Here is a 19249-nt window from a genome sequence, read left to right as displayed (position 1 = left end):
GCGCTGCTAAACGCGTACTGAAAGTCTCGTGGTTGAAGGCTGCGAGACTCCTTCAAGGAGGACGAACCACACTCATGACGAACATTGTGGTCCTGATCAAGCAGGTCCCAGACACCTGGTCGGAGCGCAAGCTGACCGACGGCGATTACACGCTGGACCGCGAGGCCGCCGACGCGGTGCTGGACGAGATCAACGAGCGCGCCGTCGAAGAGGCCCTGCAAATCCGGGAGCGGGAAGGCGGAGAGGGCTCGGTGACCGTGCTGACCGCGGGCCCCGAACGCGCTACCGAGGCCATCCGCAAGGCGCTGTCGATGGGGGCCGACAAGGCCGTGCACCTCAAGGACGACGGCCTGCACGGCTCGGACGTGGTCCAGACCGGATGGGCGCTGGCGCGTGCGCTGGGCACCATCGAGGGCACCGAGCTGGTCATCGCCGGTAATGAGGCCACCGACGGCACCGGCGGTGCGGTCCCGGCCATCATCGCCGAGTACCTGGGCCTGCCGCAGCTGACCCACCTGCGCAAGCTGTCCCTCGAGGGCGACAAGGTCACCGGCGAGCGGGAGACCGACGACGGCCTGTTCACCCTGGAGGCAACCCTGCCGGCGGTGGTCAGCGTCACCGAGAAGATCAACGAGCCGCGCTTCCCGTCCTTCAAGGGCATCATGGCCGCCAAGAAGAAAGAGGTCACGGTGCTGACCCTGGCCGAAATCGGCGTCGAGGGCGAGGAGGTCGGTCTGGCCAATGCCGGGTCGACCGTGCTGGAGTCGACACCGAAGCCGCCCAAGACCGCGGGTGAGAAGGTCACCGACGAAGGTGAAGGCGGCAACGACATCGCCAAATACCTGGTCGGACAGAAGATCGTCTAACACCGCACCAACCTCAAACGGTCCCCCAAAACACGAGAAGAGCGATATAACCCATGGCTGAAGTACTGGTGCTCGTCGAGCACGCTGAAGGCGCGGTGAAGAAGGTCACCGCCGAATTGATCACCGCCGCACGCGCTTTGGGCGAGCCCTCCGCGGTCGTCGTCGGTGCGTCGGGCACGGCCGCGCCGCTGGCCGACGGACTGAAGGAAGCCGGCGCCGTCAAGATCTACGTCGCCGAATCCGACGACGTCGACAAGTACCTGGTCACCCCGGTCGTCGATGTGCTGGCCTCGCTGGTCGAATCGAACTCCCCGGCCGCAGTCTTGCTGGCCGCCAACGCCGACGGCAAAGAGATCGCCGGCCGGCTCGCGGCCCGGCTCGGTTCCGGTCTGCTGGTCGACGTGGTCGAGGTCAAGGAGGGCAACAAAGCCATCCACTCCATCTTCGGTGGCGCGTTCACCGTCGAGGCGCAGGCCAACGGCGACACCCCGGTGATCACCGTGCGGGCCGGCGCGGTCGACGCGGAGCCGTCCGCGGGCGCGGGTGAGCAGGTCACCGTCGAGGTGCCGGCTCCCGCCGAGAACGCCACCAAAATCACGTCCCGCGAGCCCGCGGTCGCCGGTGACCGCCCGGAGCTGACCGAGGCCACCATCGTGGTCTCCGGTGGCCGCGGCGTCGGCAGCGCGGAGAACTTCAACGTGATCGAGGCGCTGGCGGACTCGCTGGGTGCGGCCGTCGGGGCCTCGCGTGCCGCCGTCGACTCCGGCTACTACCCGGGCCAGTTCCAGGTCGGCCAGACCGGCAAGACGGTCTCGCCCCAGCTCTACATCGCGCTGGGCATCTCCGGTGCGATCCAGCACCGGGCGGGCATGCAGACCTCGAAGACCATCGTCGCGGTCAACAAGGACGAAGAGGCACCCATTTTCGAGATCGCCGACTACGGCGTGGTGGGTGACCTGTTCAAGGTGGCTCCTCAGCTGACCGACGCGATCAAGGCTCGCAAGGGCTGATCTTCGCGTCACGCAGAAGCCCCCGCGCGCAGGTCGCGTCGGGGGCTTTTTGCGTCACGGCCTTTTGCTGCCGCGCGCCAGCGCTGCCTGCCTGAGCCGGCACGGTCTGTGACGCAGGTCGCATCCGCGCCAGCCAGGGCGCGTTCCGCGACATTTGGTCATCTCACGTGCACCAACACGTCACAGCACCGATGCCGATTCGCTCCTCGATTACGCCACGTTGTTGGCATGAGCATTGCTTCTGTCCTGATCCCGAGTGACAAGCCGGTCGGAACCGCGACCAGTTTGGCTGGGCCGCGCTATTCGCTGCTGCTGTCCACCGACCCCAGCCTGGTCGAGGCAGCACAGCGGCTCCGGTACGACGTATTCACCAGCACCCCGGGCTTCGCGCTGCCGACGGCCGGTGCGGGCGACCGGGACGTCGACCGCTTCGACGAATTCTGCGACCACTTGCTGGTCCGCGACGACGACAGCGGCGAGCTGGTGGGCTGCTACCGGATGCTGGCGCCGACGGGTGCCATCGCGGCCGGGGGCCTGTACACCGCGACGGAATTCGACCTTCGCGCGCTCGATCCGCTGCGGCCGTCGCTGGTGGAGATGGGCCGCGCCGTGGTCCGCGACGGCCACCGCAACGGTGGCGTCGTGCTGTTGATGTGGGCGGGGATCCTGGCCTACCTGGACCGCTACGGCTACGACTACGTCACCGGGTGTGTGTCGGTACCGATCGGCAGCGAATCGGGTGACGAGGCGCCGGGCAGCCAGCTTCGGGGTGTCCGCGACTTCGTCCTGAGCCGTCATGTCGCACCACCGGAATACCAGGTGTACCCGTACCGGCCGGTGGTCGTGGACGGCCGGACTCTCGACGAGATTGCGCCGCCGCGGCGGCCCGCGGTGCCGGCACTGATGCGCGGCTACCTGCGGCTGGGTGCCAAAGCCTGCGGGGAGCCCGCCCTGGACGTGGACTTCGGGGTGGGCGACTTCTGCGTTCTGCTGGACAAACGCCACGCCGATACCCGATATCTGCGAAGACTGCGGTCGGTATCGGCGGCCTCCGAGATGGCCGGCGGCGCGCGATGACCGCTCCCGCAGTCGCCACCGATCACGCCTGGCTGCCGCGCGCGACGTGCGACAGCAGCTGTGTGGGTGCCGGCCCCGCGTCGCCGCGGTGGCTGGTGGTGCTGCGGGTAACGCTTCGCGTCGTGGCGGCCCTGTTGTTGGCGCCGGGGGTTCCGCTGGCGCTCATGCCACTGCCCGGCCAGATGCGGGTGAAGCGGTTCTACTGCCGCATGGTGCTGCGCTTCTTCAGTGTCCGGATCAGCGTGTCGGGGGCTCCGATCCGGAACCTGCGTGGGGTCCTGGTGGTCAGTCCGCACATGTCCTGGTTGGACGTCTTCGCCATCTGCTCGGTGCTGCCCGGGTCGTTCGTGGCCCGCGCTGACATGTTCGGCGCCCTCTCGGTGCGCCTGCTCAACATCATCCCGATCGAGCGGGCCAGCCTGCGGCGGCTGCCCGCGGTGGTGGATACCGTCGCGGATCGGCTGCGCGCGGGCCAGACCGTGGTCGCCTTTCCCGAGGGCACCACGTGGTGCGGGGTGGCCTGCGGGTCGTTCTACCCGGCGATGTTCCAGGCCGCGATCGATGCCGGTCGCCCGGTGCAGCCCCTCCGGTTGACCTACCACCACGTCGACGGCCTCATCTCGACCGCTCCGGCCTTCGTCGGTGACGACACCTTGTGGCGGGCGATGGGCCGCTTGCTGGCCGCGCGCCGCACCCTGGCGCATGTTCATGTGGAATCTCTGCAGCTGCCGGGCACCGATCGGCGGGCGCTGGCCCGCCGCTGCCAGTCGGCGGTCGGCGTAGGAGTGTCGCAGCGTCCAGGTCAACGCCACGTGCTGGTGGCCTAGGGCTCCTGACCGGCCCGGTATCCTGGGGCGCGTCATGGTCTACCTCGATCACGCTGCCACCACCCCGATGCACCCTGTCGCCATCGAGGCGATGACGGCTGTGCTCGGCACCGTCGGCAATGCCTCGTCGCTGCACACCAGCGGCCGGGCGGCGCGGCGCCGCATCGAGGAGTCCCGTGAGCTCATCGCGGACAAGCTGGGCGCGCGCCCCTCGGAGGTGATCTTCACCGCGGGCGGCACCGAGAGCGACAACCTGGCCGTCAAGGGGATCTACCGGGCCCGCCGCGACGCCGATCCGAGTCATCGCCGCATCATCACCAGTGCGGTGGAGCACCACGCGGTGCTGGACTCGGTGGACTGGCTCGTCGAGCACGAAGGTGCCCAGGTGACCTGGCTGCCCACCGCCGCGGACGGATCGGTGTCGGCGGACGCGCTGCGGGATGCGCTGCGCAGCCACGACGACGTGGCGCTGGTGTCGGTGATGTGGGCCAACAACGAGGTCGGCACCGTGATGCCGATCGCCGAACTCGCGGCCGTCGCCGCCGAGTTCGGCGTCCCGATGCACAGCGACGCCATTCAGGCGGTCGGGCAGCTGCCCGTCGACTTCACCGCCAGCGGGCTCTCGGCGATGAGCATTGCGGCGCACAAGTTCGGCGGTCCGCCGGCCGTGGGCGCCCTACTGCTGCGCCGTGACGTGACGTGTGTGCCGCTGTTGCACGGCGGTGGACAGGAGCGTGACATCCGTTCCGGCACACCGGATGTCGCTGGTGCGGTCGGAATGGCAAGCGCGGTCCGGCTCGCGGTCGACGGCCTGGAGGCCAACACCGCACGGCTGCGCGCGTTGCGCGATCGTCTGGTCGAGGGTGTGCTGGCCGCGATCGACGACGTCCGTTTCAACGGGTCCAGCGAGCCGCGGCTTCCGGGCAACGCCCACTTCACTTTTCGCGGTTGCGAAGGCGATTCCCTATTGATGCTGTTGGATGCCAACGGAATCGAGTGTTCTACCGGGTCGGCCTGCACCGCCGGCGTCCCGCAAGCCTCGCACGTGCTGATCGCGATGGGCGACGATCCCGCCACTGCCCGGGGGTCGCTGCGTCTGTCGTTGGGGCACACCAGCGTTGACGCCGATGTCGATGCGTTGCTGCGAGTACTTCCCGGTGCGGTGGATCGGGCCAGGCGAGCTGCCCTGGCCGCTGCGGGAGCATCCGGATGAAGGTTCTTGCCGCAATGAGCGGTGGCGTCGATTCGTCGGTCGCCGCCGCCCGCATGGTCGATGCCGGGCACGACGTGGTCGGCGTGCACCTGGCGCTGTCGTCGGCGCCCGGCACGCTGCGCACCGGCTCGCGTGGCTGTTGCTCGAAAGAAGACGCCTCGGATGCGCGCCGAGTCGCCGATGTGCTCGGAATCCCGTTCTATGTTTGGGATTTCGCGGAGAAGTTCGCCGAAGACGTGATCGACGATTTCGTGTCGTCCTACGCGCGCGGCGAGACGCCCAACCCGTGCATCCGTTGCAATCAGCGCATCAAGTTCGCCGCCCTGTCTGCGCGCGCCCTGGCATTGGGTTTCGACACTGTGGTCACCGGACACTATGCTCGGCTGTCGCAAGGGCGGCTGCGCCGCGCCGTCGACCTGGACAAGGATCAGTCCTACGTGCTGGCCGTGCTGACCGCAGAGCAGTTGCGCCACTCCGCATTTCCGATTGGCGACACTCCCAAGCCGCAGATCCGTGCGGAGGCGGCTCGTCGCGGCCTGGCGGTCGCCGACAAGCCCGACAGCCATGACATCTGCTTCATCCCGTCGGGGGACACCCAGGCTTTTCTCGGGGAGCGCATCGCCGTTCGGCAGGGCAACGTGGTCAGTGCGGACGGCGCGGTGCTGGCTACCCACGACGGGGTGCACGGTTTCACGATCGGTCAGCGCAAGGGTTTGGGCATCGCCGGTCCGGGACCGGACGGTCGCCCGCGCTACGTGACGGCTATCGATGCCGATACCGCGACGGTGCACGTGGGCAGTGCCGCCGACCTCGAAATGCATGCGCTGACGGGCCGCGCTCCGGTCTTCACCGCGGGAACCGCGCCCCAGGGTCGGATCGAGTGCGCGGTACAGGTGCGGGCCCATGGTGAAACCGTGAGTGCGGTGGCCGAATTGGCCGGCGACGAGCTTGTCGTGCAATTGTGCGCTCCGCTGCGCGGGGTGGCCTGCGGTCAGACGGTGGTGCTGTACCGCCCGGATTCAGAGGGCGACGAGGTGCTCGGCAGCGCGACCATCGCCAGTACTTCGCGCTGATCTTTCTCGCCGGCGGACGTCGCCGCGTTCCAAGAATTCTCCAAGGGCTGTCGGTGAATATATATCTCGGCAAGCGGGTGGCCCCAGCGCGGGAAGGAACGAGCGACGATGAGCGAAAACCAGGTCAGAGCACCGGCGGTGCCTACCAACGGCCTGGCCATTGCGGCTTTTGTGCTGAGCATCCTGGGCATGTACGCCAGCCCGATCGTGAGCAGCATCCTCGCCCTCGCCGGAATCTGGCAGGTCAAACAGCGTGGGCAGCAGGGTTTCGGGCTGGCAATCACCGCCCTGGTGGTTTCGGCGGCCGTCACCGCCCTGCACGTCACGATGTGGATCGAATGTGGCCACCCGAATTTCGAGTTGACGACCACGGCGCACTGGTGACGACGATTGCCGTTGCCGTAAAAGCACTTCCATGAAAGCCGCGCAGCCGCCTGGCACCCCTCGAGACACGAGCCAGGCGGCTGTTGCGCACCAACGCGGAGCCCGCCGCGCTAGCGCGGTACGTTGGCGGCGATATTGGTCATCACGATGTCGGACACCGATTGCGGGAAGCCGCAAAACGTGACTTCCACCAAGGTCACCGACAGCACCCGGTAGTCGCGGCCGCAGCCGCCGGGCCCCAGGTGCAGCGAGTTGGTATCGGCCTTCCAGTCGCCGACGAACACCTGGCCGGCCGAGCCGGCGCAGTCGGTGACGGTCGAGACCAGAGCGGTGAAGGCGTGCTGCGCGGTGGTGACATCGCGATAGGCCGCGGCGCCCTCAGAGATCAGCGCGCCGTCGGGTGGGTCCTGAAACGTGGTCTTGTGGAACTCTTCGATATCGGGCCCGAACGTCGCGGTCTCGGCGAAGAGGAAGCGACACGGCCGCGGTGTGGTGTCGGCCAGAGTGTCGATGTCGACCGGATTGGTGCCGTCCATCGAGGGGATGATCGACAGGTGCTCGCCGGCGCCGGTAATCGCCTGCATCCGCGACTGGTCGAGCAGGATCGTGTCGACGTTGACGCCGTTGACACCCCTGGCGCCGCCGGTAAACCCCGGCAGTGCCGTACCACCTACGACCCGGGTGCATGCCGCAGTCAGCACCACCGCGCTGCAGATGAGCAGCGGCCACGCGAATCTCGCTCTGCGCCACACCGTTTTGCATCCCTCCAAACCTCCGAGAGTAGCCGCGTTGGCCAGCGGCAAACACCCCTGGCCGTCGGGGCGCGATGTGACGTCGAATACGGTTGGCCGGTGAGTGTTTTCGCGGATATCTTTCCGAAGGCCAGCGGCATGGGATCGTGGCCCGGCACCGCGGCGCGGCCGTCGGCGGAGGTTGTCGTCGGCGAGTTGGCTGCGGCGCTGGCCCATATCGTCGAGCTGCCCGCCAGGGGAGTGGGCGCCGACATGCTTGGGCGGGCCGGCGCGCTCCTGATCGACGTGGCGATCGACACCGTGCCGCGCGGTTACCGGATCGCCGATCGTCCCGGCGCGGTGATGCGCAGGGCGGTCAGCCTCCTCGACGAGGACATGGACGCCCTGGAGGAAGCTTGGGAGATCGCCGGTCTGCGCGGCAACGGCCGGGTGGTCAAGGTCCAGGCTCCCGGCCCGATCACGCTGGCCGCCGGGCTCGAGCTGGCCAACGGCCATCGGGCGATCAGCGATCCCGGCGCGTTGCGAGACCTGACTGCCTCACTGGCCGAAGGCGTTGCCGCACACCGTGCGGCGTTGTCGCGCCGGCTGGACACACCGGTGGTGGTGCAGTTCGACGAGCCGTCCTTACCGGCGGCATTGAGCGGTCGGCTGAGCGGGGTCACCGCGCTGAGTCCGGTTGCGGCGCTCGAAGAGTCGGTGGCCGCCGCGCTGCTCGACACCTGCGCCGAGACGGTGGGCGCCGAGGTGCTGCTGCACAGTTGCGCGCCAGGATTGCCGTGGAACCTGTTGCAGCGCAGTGCTATTAGCGCGATATCTGTCGACGTCGGAACGCTCAAGGCGGCGGACTTGGACGGGATCGCGGGGTTCGTCGAATCGGGTCGCCCCGTGATGCTGGGCGTGGTCGCGGCCACCGCTCCGGAGCACCCGCCCGCCGTGCGAGAGGTGGCCGCCGCAGTGGTCGCGGTGACCGACCGACTCGGATTCGGCCGCTTGGAGCTACGCGAGCGCATCGGTGTCACCCCGGCGTGTGGCCTCGCCGCGGCGACGCCGCAGTGGGCCCGCACCGCGATCGAACTGGCCCGCAAGGCCGCCGATGCGTTCGCCCAGGACCCCGACTCCATCTGATAGGCAACCAATTGGTTGCTTTTGCTGTCGTCGCGTGATGAGCTAAAAGGCAACCAGGAGGTTGCCTATGAACACGGATCGGATCGAGAAACGCGTGGTGTTGCGTGCCCCACTGGACCGGGTCTGGCGGGCCATCAGTGATGCCGAGCAGTTCGGGCGCTGGTTCGGCGTCCGGTTCGACGGCCCCTTCGTGGCGGGCGCCGCGGTCGGTGCGGCGATCGTTCCCACCACCGTCGACGACGAGGTCGCCAAGCGCCAGGAGGCGCACACCGGGGCGAAAAGCACCTGGCAGATCGTCGCGATCGAACCCAAGCGGCGATTTGCCTACCGCTGGCATCCATTCGCGATCGATCCCGATGTCGACTACGAATCCGAGCCGACCACACTCGTCGAGTTCACCCTGACCGAAGCCCCCGACGGCGTGCTGCTCACCATCGCCGAATCCGGGTTCGACGCCATCCCGGCGTCGCGGCGCTCCGCCTCGTTCGAGGCCAACTCAGAAGGCTGGGCAATCCAGACCGACATGGTGCGCCGGTACACCGAGGACGCGCGGGTATGAGTGCCCAAACCGCGGTAACCGCACCACTCTTCGATGCACTCGGGGATCCCAACCGGCTACGCATCATCGTCCGGCTCTGCGATCTGGGTCCGAGCTCGACATCGCAAGTCACCAACGTCATTCCGGTCACCCGGCAGGCGGCCACCAAACACCTGCAGCTGCTGGAGTCGGCCGGGCTGGTCACGAGCAACCGTCGCGGTCGCGAACGCGTGTGGACGGTGCAGACCGAACCTCTGGCGCGGGCCAGCGACTATCTGATCCAGCTGTCTCGCCGGTGGGACGCGGCGGAGGACCGGTTGCGGGTTTTCGTGGAACGAGGGGACTGAGCGCCTCGCGATCGGTGCGGCGCTCTTCGATAGCCTGCCAAGGTGAGTTCGCCAGAAGCTGACCCCGTCGGGCCCGAGGCTCGCCGTCTTTGGCGTGAATTGGCCGACGAGGTGCGCGAACACCAGTTCCGCTACTACGTGCGAGATGCGCCGACTATCTCCGACGCGGATTTCGACGAGCTGCTGCGCCGGCTTGCCGCGCTCGAGGAACAGCATCCCGAGCTGCGCACACCCGATTCGCCCACCCAACTTGTCGGTGGTGCGGGCTTCGCCACCGATTTCACCTCGGCCGAGCACCTGGAACGGATGCTGTCCCTGGACAACGTGTTCAGCACCGAGGAATTCGACGTGTGGGCCGCACGCATCCACGCCGAGGTCGGTAACGACGTGCCCTTTCTGTGTGAGCTCAAGATCGACGGCGTCGCGCTGGCCTTGGTCTACCGCAAGGGTCGGCTGGTCCGGGCGGCCACCCGGGGCGACGGGCGCACCGGCGAGGACGTCACGAACAACGCGCGCACCATCGACGATGTCCCGGAAAGGCTGACGGCCAGCGACAGCTTTCCGATACCCGATGTCCTCGAGGTGCGCGGTGAGGTGTTCTTTCGGCTCGCCGACTTCGAAGCCCTCAACGCCGCGCTGGTCGAAGACGGCAAGACACCGTTCGCCAACCCGCGCAACAGCGCCGCCGGGTCACTTCGGCAGAAGGATCCCGCGGTGACCGCTCGCCGCAAGCTCCGGATGATCTGCCACGGGGTGGGGCACACCGAAGGATTTCGGCCGGCCAGCCTGCACGACGCGTACCTCGCGCTGGGCGCCTGGGGTCTGCCCGTCTCCACCCACACCACCCGGGTGGACAACGCCCCCGGTGCGTTGGAGCGGATCGCCTACTGGGGCGAGCACCGCCACGACGTCGATCACGAAATCGACGGTGTCGTCGTCAAAATCGACGACGTGACTCTGCAGCGCCGGCTGGGCTCAACCTCGCGAGCACCGCGCTGGGCGATCGCGTACAAGTATCCGCCCCAAGAAGTGCAGACCAAACTGCTCGACATCCGGGTCAACGTCGGCCGGACCGGACGCGTGACGCCGTACGCGGTCTTGACTCCGGTCAAGGTCGCCGGCTCGACGGTCGGGATGGCCACCCTGCACAACGCCGCCGAGGTCAAGCGCAAGGGCGTGCTGATCGGCGACACCGTGGTGATCCGCAAGGCCGGCGACGTGATTCCCGAGGTGCTCGGTCCGATCGCCGATCTGCGGGACGGCACCGAACACGAATTCGTCATGCCCACACACTGTCCCGAGTGCGCCACCCTGCTGGCCCCGGCCAAGGAGGGCGACGCCGACATCCGCTGCCCCAACTCCCGATCCTGCCCGGCGCAGTTGCGGGAGAGGGTATTTCACGTCGCCGGCCGCGGCGCCTTCGACATCGAAGGCCTGGGCTACGAGGCCGCCACCGCCCTGCTGGCGGCTGCGGTGATCACCGACGAGGGAGACCTGTTCACCCTCACCCAGGACGACCTGCTGCGCACCGAGCTGTTCACCACCAAGGCCGGCACGCTGTCGGCCAACGGTAAGCGGCTGCTGGCCAACCTCGACAAGGCCAAGGCCCAGCCACTGTGGCGGGTGCTGGTGGCGCTGTCGATCCGGCATGTCGGACCGACGGCCGCCCGCGCCCTGGCGACCGAGTTCGGCAGCCTCGACGCGATCACGTCGGCCTCGACCGAGCAGCTGGCCGCGGTCGAGGGTGTCGGGCCGACCATCGCCGCCGCGGTCACCGAGTGGTTCACCGTCGACTGGCATCGCGCGATCGTCGACAAGTGGCAAGCGGCCGGCGTGCGGATGGCCGACGAGCGCGACGTCAGCGTGCCGCGCACGCTTTCCGGGCTGAGCATCGTGGTCACGGGTTCGCTGCCCGGGTTCTCCCGGGACGACGCCAAGGAGGCAATCGTGTCGCGTGGCGGCAAGGCCGCCGGCGCGGTGTCGAAAAATACCGCGTACGTCGTCGCCGGCGATTCGCCGGGTTCGAAGTACGACAAAGCCGTGGAACTGGGCGTGCCGATCCTGGACGAAGCCGGATTTCGCCGGCTGCTCGAAAAGGGCCCTGCCGCCGACGCCACGGCCGATTAGCAGGGCAGTACTGGTCCGTACTGCCCTAGTGGATCTATCGTGGGCGCTATGACCCAGACGGCCGATCCGTGCGCGGAGGCTTCGCCGTGGTCTGCGCGCGAGGCCGAACTGCTGGCCGTCACCCTGCGGTTGCTGCAGGAACACGGCTATGACCAGTTGACGATCGACGCGGTCGCCAGCGCCGCGCACGCCAGCAAAGCCACGGTGTACCGGCGCTGGCCGTCGAAAGCCGAATTGGTGTTGGCCGCCTTCATCGAGGGCGTCCGCCAGGTGGCGGTGATGCCCAATACCGGCACCCTGCGGGGGGATCTGCTCCAGCTGGGGGAGGCGTGCGGTCAGCATGGCCTCGAGCACGCCAGCACCGTCCGCGCAGTGATGATGGAGGTGTCGCGCCATCCAGCGCTCAACGACGCCCTACAGGAGCAATTCCTCAAGCAACGCAAGGCCATGATTCAGCATGTGCTGCAACAGGCCGTCGACCGTGGCGAGATCGCCCAAGACGTCGTCACCGATGAGCTCTGGGATCTGTTGCCCGGCTACCTGATCTTCCGGTCCATCATCCCCGGGCGCCCGCCCACTCGTGACACGGTGCAGGCACTCGTCGACGGGTTCCTGATCCCCGGCCTCACCCGATTCAACAAGTAAGAGCCAGGCATCATGCGCCGTTCGATGTGTACGGGCGCGTCTCTTGTCCAGTACGGTCCAGTACCGTACTGTGAGATCCGTTGATCGCGCTCGCGCGAGACAACCGTCGTAGTCATAGAGTGATCGAGAACGCCCCGACCATCGAAAGGCCGACGGGTGAAGGCGATTTCAATGTCCGCCGTGCTCAGGCAGGGGTGGATGGTCTTGGTCGCGGTAATGGTCGTCGCAGTCGCGGCATTCGGCATCTATCGCCTGCACGGCATCTTCGGCTCGCACAACAACACCTCGGCCAACGGCGGCCTGTCCAACGAGATCGTCCCGTTCAACCCCAAGCAGGTAGTGCTCGAGGTCTTCGGTGCACCGGGCGCGGTGGCAACCATCAACTACCTGGACGTCAACGCCCAGCCGCAGCAAGTCAAAAACGCGCCGCTGCCCTGGTCGTTCACGATCACCACCACCGAGCCCGCGGTCGTCGCCAACGTCGTGGCGCAAGGCGACGGAGACACCCTCGGTTGCCGGATCACCATCAACGGCGAAGTCAAAGACCAACGCACCGTCAACAAAGTCGACGCCTACACCTTCTGTCTGGATAAGTCGGGATGAGCAACCACAGCAACGAAACCAACCAGCAGCAGACGCGGCCCTTCGTGCCGCGCAACATCCGCCGGTTTGCGCTACCGATCCTGCTGTTCTGGGTGGCGCTGGCCGCCCTCACGAACATTGCGGTGCCGCAGCTCGAAGAGGTGGGGAAAACCCACAATGTGGCGCTGAACTCGCCGGATGCCCCGTCGCTCAAGGCGATCAAGCGCATCGGCCAAGCGTTCCATGAGTTCGACACCGACAGCCAGGCCATGCTCGTGCTGGAAGGCGACAAGCCGCTGGGCGCCGACGCCCACCGCTTCTACGACGAGATGGTCCGCAAGCTCGAGCAGGACAAAAAGCACGTCCAACATGTCCAGGACTACTGGGGCGACACCCTGACCGCGGCGGGATCGCAGAGCGGCGACGGCAAGGCCGCTTACGTTCAGGTGAACCTCGCCGGTAATCAGGGCTCGGCATTGGCCAACGAGGGTGTGGGCGCCGTCCGCGACATCGTCGAGCACATGAAGCCGCCACCGGGAGTCAAGGTTTACGTGACCGGCGCGGCGCCGCTGATCTCCGATCAGTTCGATGTCGGCAGCAAGGGGACCGCGAAGGTCACCGCGATCACCATCGGGATGATCGCGTTGATGTTGTTCTTCGTCTATCGATCGGTGCTCACCACACTGCTGGTGCTCGCCACGGTCCTCATCGAAATGTCCGCCGCCCGAGGTCTTGTCGCGTTTCTGGGTAACGCCGGAATCATCGGGCTGTCGACGTATGCGACGAATATCCTGACCCTGTTGGTGATCGCCGCCGGAACGGACTACGCAATATTTTTCGCGGGCCGCTACCAGGAAGCGCGCGGGACCGGTGAGGACCGGGAAAACGCCTTCTACACCATGTATCACGGCACCACCCACATCGTGTTGGGCTCCGGGCTGACGGTGGCCGGCGCGGTGGCCTGTCTGAGCTTTACCCGGTTGCCCTACTTCCAAAGTCTGGGCATTCCGGCCGCTTTGGGGGTGCTGATTGCGCTCTTCGCGGCCCTGACACTGGGGCCCGCGATCCTCACGCTGGGAGCCAAGGCGGGCATCTTCGACCCCAAGCGGGCGATGAGAACCCGCGGCTGGCGGCGGATCGGCACCGCGATCGTCCGTTGGCCCGGCGCCGTTCTCGCGGCCGCATGCGCGCTGGCCCTGGTGGGCCTGATCGCCTTGCCCGGATACAAGACCAGTTACGACACTCGTCCCTACATGCCGGCCAGCGCCCCGGCCAATGTCGGTTACACGGCCGCCGAGAGGCACTTCTCGCGGGCCCGGCTGGAGCCCGAGTTGCTGATGGTCGAGACGGATCACGACATGCGTAACCCGGAAAGCATGCTGATCCTGGACAAGGTGGCCAAGGCCGTGTTTCACGTGCCCGGGGTCGCGCAGGTGCAGACCATCACCAGGCCGTTGGGTACCCCGCTCGTCCACAGCTCGCTCGCGTTCGTGGTCAGCAATCAGAGCGCGGCGCAGCAGCAAAACCTGCCCTATCAACGGGATCGGGCCGACGACGCCCTCAAGCAAGCCAACGAATTGTCGAAGACGATCAACATTTTGAAGCAGCAGTATGCCCTGCAGCAGCAACTGGCCGACGCCACCCACAGCGAGACCCAAAGCTTTCACGACACGATCAACACGATCAATGATCTGCGCGACAAGCTCGCCAATCTCGATGACTTCCTGCGGCCGATTCGTAGCTATTTCTATTGGGAAAAGCACTGCTACGACATCCCCGCCTGCGCCGCATTTCGGTCCACTTTCGAGGCTCTCGACGCTACCGACCAGCTCAGTGAAAAGTTCGAAGACCTCACGGCGACGCTGGACAAACTCGATGCGCTGCAACCGAAGCTGGTGGGGTTGATACCGCCCCAGATCCAAAGCCAGGAGACCAATCGCGATCTGACCCTGGCGAACTACGCCACGCTGTCGGGCATCTACGCGCAGACTGCTGCCGCGATCGACAACGCGACGGCGCTGGGCCGGGCCTTTGACGCGGCCAAGAACGATGACACTTTTTATCTGCCGCCCGAGGTGTTCAACAACCCCGACTTCATGCGCGGGCTGAAACTGTTCCTCTCGCCGGACGGCAAGGCCGCTCGCATGATCGTCACCCACGAGGGCGATCCCGCGACGACCCAAGGCATTTCACACATCGATCCGATTGCGAAGGCCGCGCATGAGGCCTTGAAGGGTACGCCGATGGCGGACGCGGGGATCTATCTTGGCGGGACGGCGGCGACGTACAAGGACATCCAGGACGGCGCCAAGTACGACCTGCTGATCGTGGCATTCGCCGCGCTGAGCCTGATCCTGCTGATCATGATGATCATCACGCGCAGCCTGATTGCGGCAGTTGTCATCGTGGGCACGGTAGCCGTCTCGCTGGGTGCCTCGTTCGGGCTGTCAGTTCTGGTGTGGCAGTACATGTTCGGCATCCAATTGTATTGGGTCGTGCTCGCACTGGCGGTGATCCTACTGCTGGCGGTGGGATCCGACTACAACCTGCTGTTGATCTCGAGGTTCAAGGAGGAGATCGGCGCCGGGCTGAATACCGGCATCATCCGGGCGATGGCCGGCTCCGGATCGGTGGTCACCTCGGCCGGCATCGTCTTCGCCGTCACCATGTGCGCCTTTGTGTTCAGCGGTTTCCTGGTGCTCGGTCAGATCGGGACCACGATCGGCCTTGGCTTGTTGTTCGACACGCTGATCGTGCGTTCATTCATGACGCCGTCTATCGCAAGGCTTCTCGGGCGCTGGTTCTGGTGGCCCCAACTGGTGCGTCCGCGTCCGGCCAGCACCATGCTTCGGCCCTACGGCCCGCGCCCGGCGGTGCGTCAGCTGCTGCTGTGGGATGACGACGACGCGGTGCTGGCCGGATCGAAGTCGCAGTCGCACTGATTCGGCTCAGCGCAGCATCGTGGCCACGATCCCGGCCAGGTAGCCCAGGCGGGCCACCTCCGAAGGCCGGAATTCCGGACCCGGACGGCCCAGCACCACCGCCGTGTGCGGATCGCCCAACGGCGCGGCGACCATCGTGATGTCCATATCGCGCCAGGCCTGCGGCACCCAGTCGGCGGTACCGTCCAGCATCGCGGCCTCCTCGAGCGGCAGCCACGGGGCCGACACCGCGCGGGTTTCCGGCGCGCCCGGGCTGGCGGCCAGGCGCTGCAGCTCCCCGTCGGAATCGTGCAACACCGTGCACCAGCTCACCCGCAGCACCAGGGGCGCTTCGTCGGCCAGCACCTGCAGCCGCGACGCCTTGTCGCGGGGCGCCGCGGCGATGTGGTCGAGAAGTTCCAGCTCGCGGTGGGCGTCCAGCAGGCCGGTGTGTGGGCGGACGCTGTCCACCCGCACACCGTTCAGCGACTCGGCCGCGGTGATCAGCGTGTCGGGCATCGCCCCCACAGGCAGTTCGATGACCAGGTCATCGGTTGCATAACCCGCACTGCGGTCCACCACGTCGAGCGACAGGATGTCGGCACCCACCGAACCGAGCGCGACCGCCAGCGCGCCCAGGCTTCCCGGGCGATCGACGAGCTCGATGCGCAACAGATACGACGGCACGCGCCCACTTTTGCACAGAGCCGCGCGCACGGCATTTCCGCAGGGCGGGGTTGCCAACGAGCGTGAAACCAGCTTCACGGTGGGCGGCGAGCGTGCGGCCGGCTGCACGTTCGCGACCGGAGCCCGGATAGGCTTTTCGCTCGTGTCCCAGATCTCCCGCGACGAGGTAGCGCACCTGGCCAAGCTGGCCCGGTTGGCGTTGACCGATACCGAGCTGGACAGCTTCGCCGGCCAACTCGACGCCATCTTGACCCACGTCAGCCAGATCCAGGCGGTCGATGTCACCGGCGTCGAACCGACCGACAACCCGCTCAAGGACGTCAACGTCACTCGCCCGGACGAGACCAGGCCGTCACTGACGCAGCAGCAGGCGCTGGCCGCCGCACCCGAGGCCGTGGACGGCCGCTTCGCTGTCCCGCAGATCCTCGGGGACAGCGCATGAACGAGATCATCCGATCCGACGCCGCGACGCTGGCCGCCAAGGTCGCCGCCAAGGAGCTGTCGTCGGTCGAGATCACCCAGGCCTACCTGGACCAGATCGCGGCGACCGACGACCGCTACGGCGCGTTTCTGCACGTCGCGGCCGACGAGGCGCTGTCGGCGGCAGCCGCCGTCGACGCGACGGTGGCGGCCGGGGAGCCGCTGCCCTCGGCCCTGGCCGGCGTTCCACTGGCGCTCAAAGACGTGTTCACCACCATCGACATGCCCACCACTTGCGGATCCAAGATCCTCGAGGGCTGGCGTCCGCCGTACGACGCCACCGTCACCGCGCGGCTGCGTGCCGCCGGCATCCCGATCCTGGGCAAGACCAACATGGACGAGTTCGCGATGGGCTCCTCGACCGAGAACTCGGCCTATGGCCCCACCCGTAACCCGTGGGACCTCGCGCGGGTGCCCGGCGGCTCCGGCGGGGGCAGCGCGGCGGCACTGGCCGCCTTTCAGGCGCCGCTGGCCATCGGCACCGACACCGGGGGCTCCATCCGCCAGCCGGCCGCGCTGACCGCGACGGTCGGGGTCAAGCCCACCTACGGCACGGTGTCCCGCTACGGGCTGGTGGCTTGCGCGTCGTCGCTGGATCAGGGTGGTCCGTGTGCGCGCACCGTGCTGGACACCGCGCTGCTGCATCAGGTGATCGCCGGGCACGACGCGTTCGACTCCACCTCCATCGAGGCGGCGGTGCCCGACGTGGTCGGCGCGGCCAGGGCCGGCGCGGCCGGCGATCTGAGCGGCGTGCGGGTCGGCGTGGTCCGGCAACTGCGCGGCGAGGGCTACCAGCCGGGAGTGCTGGCGTCGTTCGAGGCCGCGGTCAAGCAGCTGACCGAGCTGGGTGCCGAGGTGAGCGAAGTCGATTGCCCGCACTTCGATTACGCGCTGGCCGCGTACTACTTGATCCTGCCGTCGGAGGTGTCGAGCAACCTGGCGCGCTTTGATGCGATGCGCTTCGGGCTGCGGGTCGGTGACGACGGCAGCCACAGCGCCGAGGAAGTGATGGCACTGACGCGATCCGCGGGCTTCGGACCAGAGGTCAAGCGCCGCATCATGATTGGCACCTATGCGCTCTCGTCCGGCTACTACGACGCCTACTACAACCAGGCGCAGAAAGTGCGCACCCTGATCGCCCGCGATCTCGACGAGGCCTACCGCTCCGTCGACGTTCTGATCTCGCCGGCGACCCCCACCACAGCGTTTCCACTCGGCGAGAAGGTTGACGATCCGCTGGCCATGTACCTGTTCGACTTGTGCACGCTGCCGCTGAATCTGGCCGGCCATTGCGGGATGTCGGTGCCGTCGGGGCTGTCACCCGACGACCAGCTACCGGTGGGGCTGCAGATCATGGCGCCCGCCCTGGCTGACGACCGTCTTTATCGGGTGGGTGCCGCCTATGAGGCCGCGCGCGGACCGCTGCCCGCGGCTCCGACCGTTTAGCGGGCCCAATTTGCCCCGGCGACGGCCTGCACGGGCAAGATAAAGGGATGCGGATCGGAATTCTCACCGGAGGCGGCGACTGTCCTGGGCTCAACGCCGTCATCCGGGCAGTGGTGCGCACCTGCGACGCCCGGTATGGCTCGTCGGTGGTCGGCTTCCAGGACGGGTGGCGCGGGTTGCTGGAGAATCGCCGCATACAGCTGCAGAACGACGATCGCAACGACCGGCTGCTGGTCAAGGGTGGAACGGTGCTGGGCACCGCCCGCGTGCACCCCGACAAGTTGCGGGCCGGGCTGGACCAGATCAAGCAGACCCTGGACGACAACGGCATCGATGTGCTCATCCCGATCGGCGGTGAAGGCACGCTGACGGCCGCGAACTGGCTGTCGGAGGAGAACGTTCCCGTGGTCGGCGTGCCCAAGACGATCGACAACGACATCGACTGCACCGACGTGACTTTCGGTCACGACACCGCGCTGACCGTGGCCACCGACGCCATCGACCGGTTGCACAGCACCGCCGAATCCCACCAGCGGGTGATGCTGGTGGAGGTGATGGGCCGCCACGCCGGCTGGATCGCGCTCAATGCCGGGCTGGCTTCCGGTGCGCACATGACGCTGATTCCCGAGCAGCCCTTCGACATCGAGGACGTGTGCCGGCTCGTCAAACGCCGCTTCCAGCGCGGGGACTCGCACTTCATCTGCGTGGTGGCCGAGGGAGCCAAGCCGATCCCCGGCTCGATCCCCTTGCGTGAGGGCGGGATTGACGAGTTCGGGCATGAGCGCTTCACCGGCGTCGCCCAGCAGTTGGGTATCGCGGTGGAGAGGCGGATCAACAAGGAAGTTCGGGTGACCGTGCTGGGCCACGTCCAGCGGGGCGGTACGCCGACGGCCTACGACCGAGTGCTGGCCACCCGGTTCGGGGTCAACGCCGCCGACGCCGCGCATGCCGGCCAATACGGCCAGATGGTGTCGCTGCAGGGGCAGGACATCGGCCGGGTGTCCCTGGCCGACGCGACTCGCCACCTCAAGCTGGTGCCCGACGACCGCTACGACGAGGGCGCCGCCTTCTTCGGTTAGGGCGCCCGCGGTGTGTGCGGTGAACAAATGCCGCGGCGCTCGGACCGCCCGCAGCCGACGCCTTCGTCAG

The 19249-nt window shown here is 67.3% G+C and carries 19 protein-coding genes; 17 read left to right on the top strand and 2 right to left on the bottom strand.

Annotation, left to right across the window (positions count from 1 at the left end):
* Window positions 1-74 precede the first annotated feature (74 nt).
* The 7 genes from ACTXG5_RS24910 (at window position 75) to ACTXG5_RS24880 (ending at window position 6450) form a co-directional block, all read left to right on the top strand.
* The gene (locus tag ACTXG5_RS24910; protein ID WP_445161326.1) at window positions 75-866 is read left to right on the top strand and encodes an electron transfer flavoprotein subunit beta/FixA family protein; all 792 of its coding nucleotides are present in this window, start codon (window positions 75-77) and stop codon (window positions 864-866) included.
* Window positions 867-919: 53 nt separating this feature from the next.
* Window positions 920-1876 carry an electron transfer flavoprotein subunit alpha/FixB family protein gene (locus tag ACTXG5_RS24905; RefSeq protein WP_445161325.1) on the top strand — a complete coding sequence of 319 codons (957 nt, stop codon included), beginning with the start codon at window positions 920-922 and terminating at the stop codon, window positions 1874-1876.
* Window positions 1877-2104: 228 nt separating this feature from the next.
* Window positions 2105-2953 (top strand): GNAT family N-acetyltransferase, encoded by an 849-nt coding sequence (locus tag ACTXG5_RS24900; RefSeq protein WP_445161324.1) that lies wholly within the window; start codon window positions 2105-2107, stop codon window positions 2951-2953.
* Entirely contained in the window at window positions 2950-3780 is an 831-nt protein-coding gene (locus tag ACTXG5_RS24895; RefSeq protein ID WP_445161323.1) for a lysophospholipid acyltransferase family protein, read from the top strand. Before ACTXG5_RS24900 ends, ACTXG5_RS24895 begins: the two co-directional genes overlap by 4 nt.
* Window positions 3781-3814: 34 nt before the next feature.
* Complete coding sequence (locus ACTXG5_RS24890; protein WP_445161322.1) at window positions 3815-4993, top strand: cysteine desulfurase family protein; 1179 nt, start codon at window positions 3815-3817, stop codon at window positions 4991-4993.
* Window positions 4990-6066 (top strand): tRNA 2-thiouridine(34) synthase MnmA, encoded by a 1077-nt coding sequence (mnmA, locus tag ACTXG5_RS24885; RefSeq protein ID WP_445161321.1) that lies wholly within the window; start codon window positions 4990-4992, stop codon window positions 6064-6066. The genes ACTXG5_RS24890 and mnmA overlap by 4 nt, the downstream gene beginning before the upstream one ends.
* A 108-nt stretch (window positions 6067-6174) precedes the next feature.
* Window positions 6175-6450, top strand: a complete 276-nt coding sequence (locus ACTXG5_RS24880) for a DUF4190 domain-containing protein (RefSeq protein WP_445161320.1) — start codon at window positions 6175-6177, stop codon at window positions 6448-6450.
* Window positions 6451-6560: 110 nt separating this feature from the next.
* Here the strand turns inward: ACTXG5_RS24880 and ACTXG5_RS24875 are convergent, their stop codons facing one another.
* Window positions 6561-7202: a sensor domain-containing protein gene (locus ACTXG5_RS24875; RefSeq protein ID WP_445161319.1), complete on the bottom strand. Its 642-nt coding sequence runs from the start codon at window positions 7200-7202 to the stop codon at window positions 6561-6563.
* Window positions 7203-7340: 138 nt separating this feature from the next.
* Here ACTXG5_RS24875 and ACTXG5_RS24870 point away from each other — a divergent pair, with 138 nt between their 5' ends.
* The 7 genes from ACTXG5_RS24870 (at window position 7341) to ACTXG5_RS24840 (ending at window position 15508) form a co-directional block, all read left to right on the top strand.
* A complete protein-coding gene (locus tag ACTXG5_RS24870) occupies window positions 7341-8327 on the top strand; it encodes a methionine synthase (RefSeq protein WP_445164581.1) in 987 nt (328 codons plus the stop codon).
* Window positions 8328-8394: 67 nt separating this feature from the next.
* Window positions 8395-8886, top strand: a complete 492-nt coding sequence (locus ACTXG5_RS24865) for an SRPBCC family protein (protein ID WP_445161318.1) — start codon at window positions 8395-8397, stop codon at window positions 8884-8886.
* Window positions 8883-9212, top strand: a complete 330-nt coding sequence (locus tag ACTXG5_RS24860) for an ArsR/SmtB family transcription factor (RefSeq protein WP_445161317.1) — start codon at window positions 8883-8885, stop codon at window positions 9210-9212. Before ACTXG5_RS24865 ends, ACTXG5_RS24860 begins: the two co-directional genes overlap by 4 nt.
* Before the next feature lie 42 nt (window positions 9213-9254).
* Complete coding sequence (ligA, locus tag ACTXG5_RS24855; protein ID WP_445161316.1) at window positions 9255-11339, top strand: NAD-dependent DNA ligase LigA; 2085 nt, start codon at window positions 9255-9257, stop codon at window positions 11337-11339.
* 48 nt (window positions 11340-11387) lie between these two features.
* A complete protein-coding gene (locus tag ACTXG5_RS24850) occupies window positions 11388-11984 on the top strand; it encodes a TetR/AcrR family transcriptional regulator (protein ID WP_445161315.1) in 597 nt (198 codons plus the stop codon).
* 171 nt (window positions 11985-12155) lie between these two features.
* Window positions 12156-12587 (top strand): MmpS family transport accessory protein, encoded by a 432-nt coding sequence (locus ACTXG5_RS24845; RefSeq protein WP_445161314.1) that lies wholly within the window; start codon window positions 12156-12158, stop codon window positions 12585-12587.
* Window positions 12584-15508: an MMPL/RND family transporter gene (locus ACTXG5_RS24840; RefSeq protein WP_445161313.1), complete on the top strand. Its 2925-nt coding sequence runs from the start codon at window positions 12584-12586 to the stop codon at window positions 15506-15508. The genes ACTXG5_RS24845 and ACTXG5_RS24840 overlap by 4 nt, the downstream gene beginning before the upstream one ends.
* 6 nt (window positions 15509-15514) lie before the next feature.
* Here the strand turns inward: ACTXG5_RS24840 and ACTXG5_RS24835 are convergent, their stop codons facing one another.
* Window positions 15515-16174 (bottom strand): amino acid-binding protein, encoded by a 660-nt coding sequence (locus ACTXG5_RS24835; RefSeq protein ID WP_445161312.1) that lies wholly within the window; start codon window positions 16172-16174, stop codon window positions 15515-15517.
* Between the two features lie 142 nt (window positions 16175-16316).
* Between ACTXG5_RS24835 and gatC the strand changes: the two genes are divergently transcribed.
* Genes gatC through ACTXG5_RS24820 form a run of 3 tightly spaced genes read left to right on the top strand, consistent with a single transcriptional unit; the run spans window position 16317 to window position 19179 of the window.
* Complete coding sequence (gene gatC, locus ACTXG5_RS24830) at window positions 16317-16616, top strand: Asp-tRNA(Asn)/Glu-tRNA(Gln) amidotransferase subunit GatC (protein ID WP_445161311.1); 300 nt, start codon at window positions 16317-16319, stop codon at window positions 16614-16616.
* Window positions 16613-18100 (top strand): Asp-tRNA(Asn)/Glu-tRNA(Gln) amidotransferase subunit GatA, encoded by a 1488-nt coding sequence (gatA, locus tag ACTXG5_RS24825; protein WP_445161310.1) that lies wholly within the window; start codon window positions 16613-16615, stop codon window positions 18098-18100. The genes gatC and gatA overlap by 4 nt, the downstream gene beginning before the upstream one ends.
* Before the next feature lie 47 nt (window positions 18101-18147).
* The gene (locus tag ACTXG5_RS24820) at window positions 18148-19179 is read left to right on the top strand and encodes an ATP-dependent 6-phosphofructokinase (protein WP_445161309.1); all 1032 of its coding nucleotides are present in this window, start codon (window positions 18148-18150) and stop codon (window positions 19177-19179) included.
* Window positions 19180-19249: the final 70 nt, after the last annotated feature.

This window comes from Mycobacterium sp. Dal123C01, from assembly GCF_052566995.1.
This window is presented reverse-complemented; position numbering and strand designations above follow the sequence as displayed.

Excerpts from the sequence above, each read along its gene's own strand:
- ACTXG5_RS24910 (WP_445161326.1), top strand. The coding sequence starts at position 75 with ATGACGAACATTGTGGTCCTGATCAAGCAGGTCCCAGACACCTGGTCG.
- ACTXG5_RS24905 (WP_445161325.1), top strand. The coding sequence starts at position 920 with ATGGCTGAAGTACTGGTGCTCGTCGAGCACGCTGAAGGCGCGGTGAAG.
- ACTXG5_RS24900 (WP_445161324.1), top strand. The coding sequence starts at position 2,105 with ATGAGCATTGCTTCTGTCCTGATCCCGAGTGACAAGCCGGTCGGAACC.
- ACTXG5_RS24895 (WP_445161323.1), top strand. The coding sequence starts at position 2,950 with ATGACCGCTCCCGCAGTCGCCACCGATCACGCCTGGCTGCCGCGCGCG.
- ACTXG5_RS24890 (WP_445161322.1), top strand. The coding sequence starts at position 3,815 with ATGGTCTACCTCGATCACGCTGCCACCACCCCGATGCACCCTGTCGCC.
- mnmA (WP_445161321.1), top strand. The coding sequence starts at position 4,990 with ATGAAGGTTCTTGCCGCAATGAGCGGTGGCGTCGATTCGTCGGTCGCC.
- ACTXG5_RS24880 (WP_445161320.1), top strand. The coding sequence starts at position 6,175 with ATGAGCGAAAACCAGGTCAGAGCACCGGCGGTGCCTACCAACGGCCTG.
- ACTXG5_RS24870 (WP_445164581.1), top strand. The coding sequence starts at position 7,341 with ATGGGATCGTGGCCCGGCACCGCGGCGCGGCCGTCGGCGGAGGTTGTC.
- ACTXG5_RS24865 (WP_445161318.1), top strand. The coding sequence starts at position 8,395 with ATGAACACGGATCGGATCGAGAAACGCGTGGTGTTGCGTGCCCCACTG.
- ACTXG5_RS24860 (WP_445161317.1), top strand. The coding sequence starts at position 8,883 with ATGAGTGCCCAAACCGCGGTAACCGCACCACTCTTCGATGCACTCGGG.
- ACTXG5_RS24850 (WP_445161315.1), top strand. The coding sequence starts at position 11,388 with ATGACCCAGACGGCCGATCCGTGCGCGGAGGCTTCGCCGTGGTCTGCG.
- ACTXG5_RS24845 (WP_445161314.1), top strand. The coding sequence starts at position 12,156 with ATGTCCGCCGTGCTCAGGCAGGGGTGGATGGTCTTGGTCGCGGTAATG.
- ACTXG5_RS24840 (WP_445161313.1), top strand. The coding sequence starts at position 12,584 with ATGAGCAACCACAGCAACGAAACCAACCAGCAGCAGACGCGGCCCTTC.
- gatA (WP_445161310.1), top strand. The coding sequence starts at position 16,613 with ATGAACGAGATCATCCGATCCGACGCCGCGACGCTGGCCGCCAAGGTC.
- ACTXG5_RS24820 (WP_445161309.1), top strand. The coding sequence starts at position 18,148 with ATGCGGATCGGAATTCTCACCGGAGGCGGCGACTGTCCTGGGCTCAAC.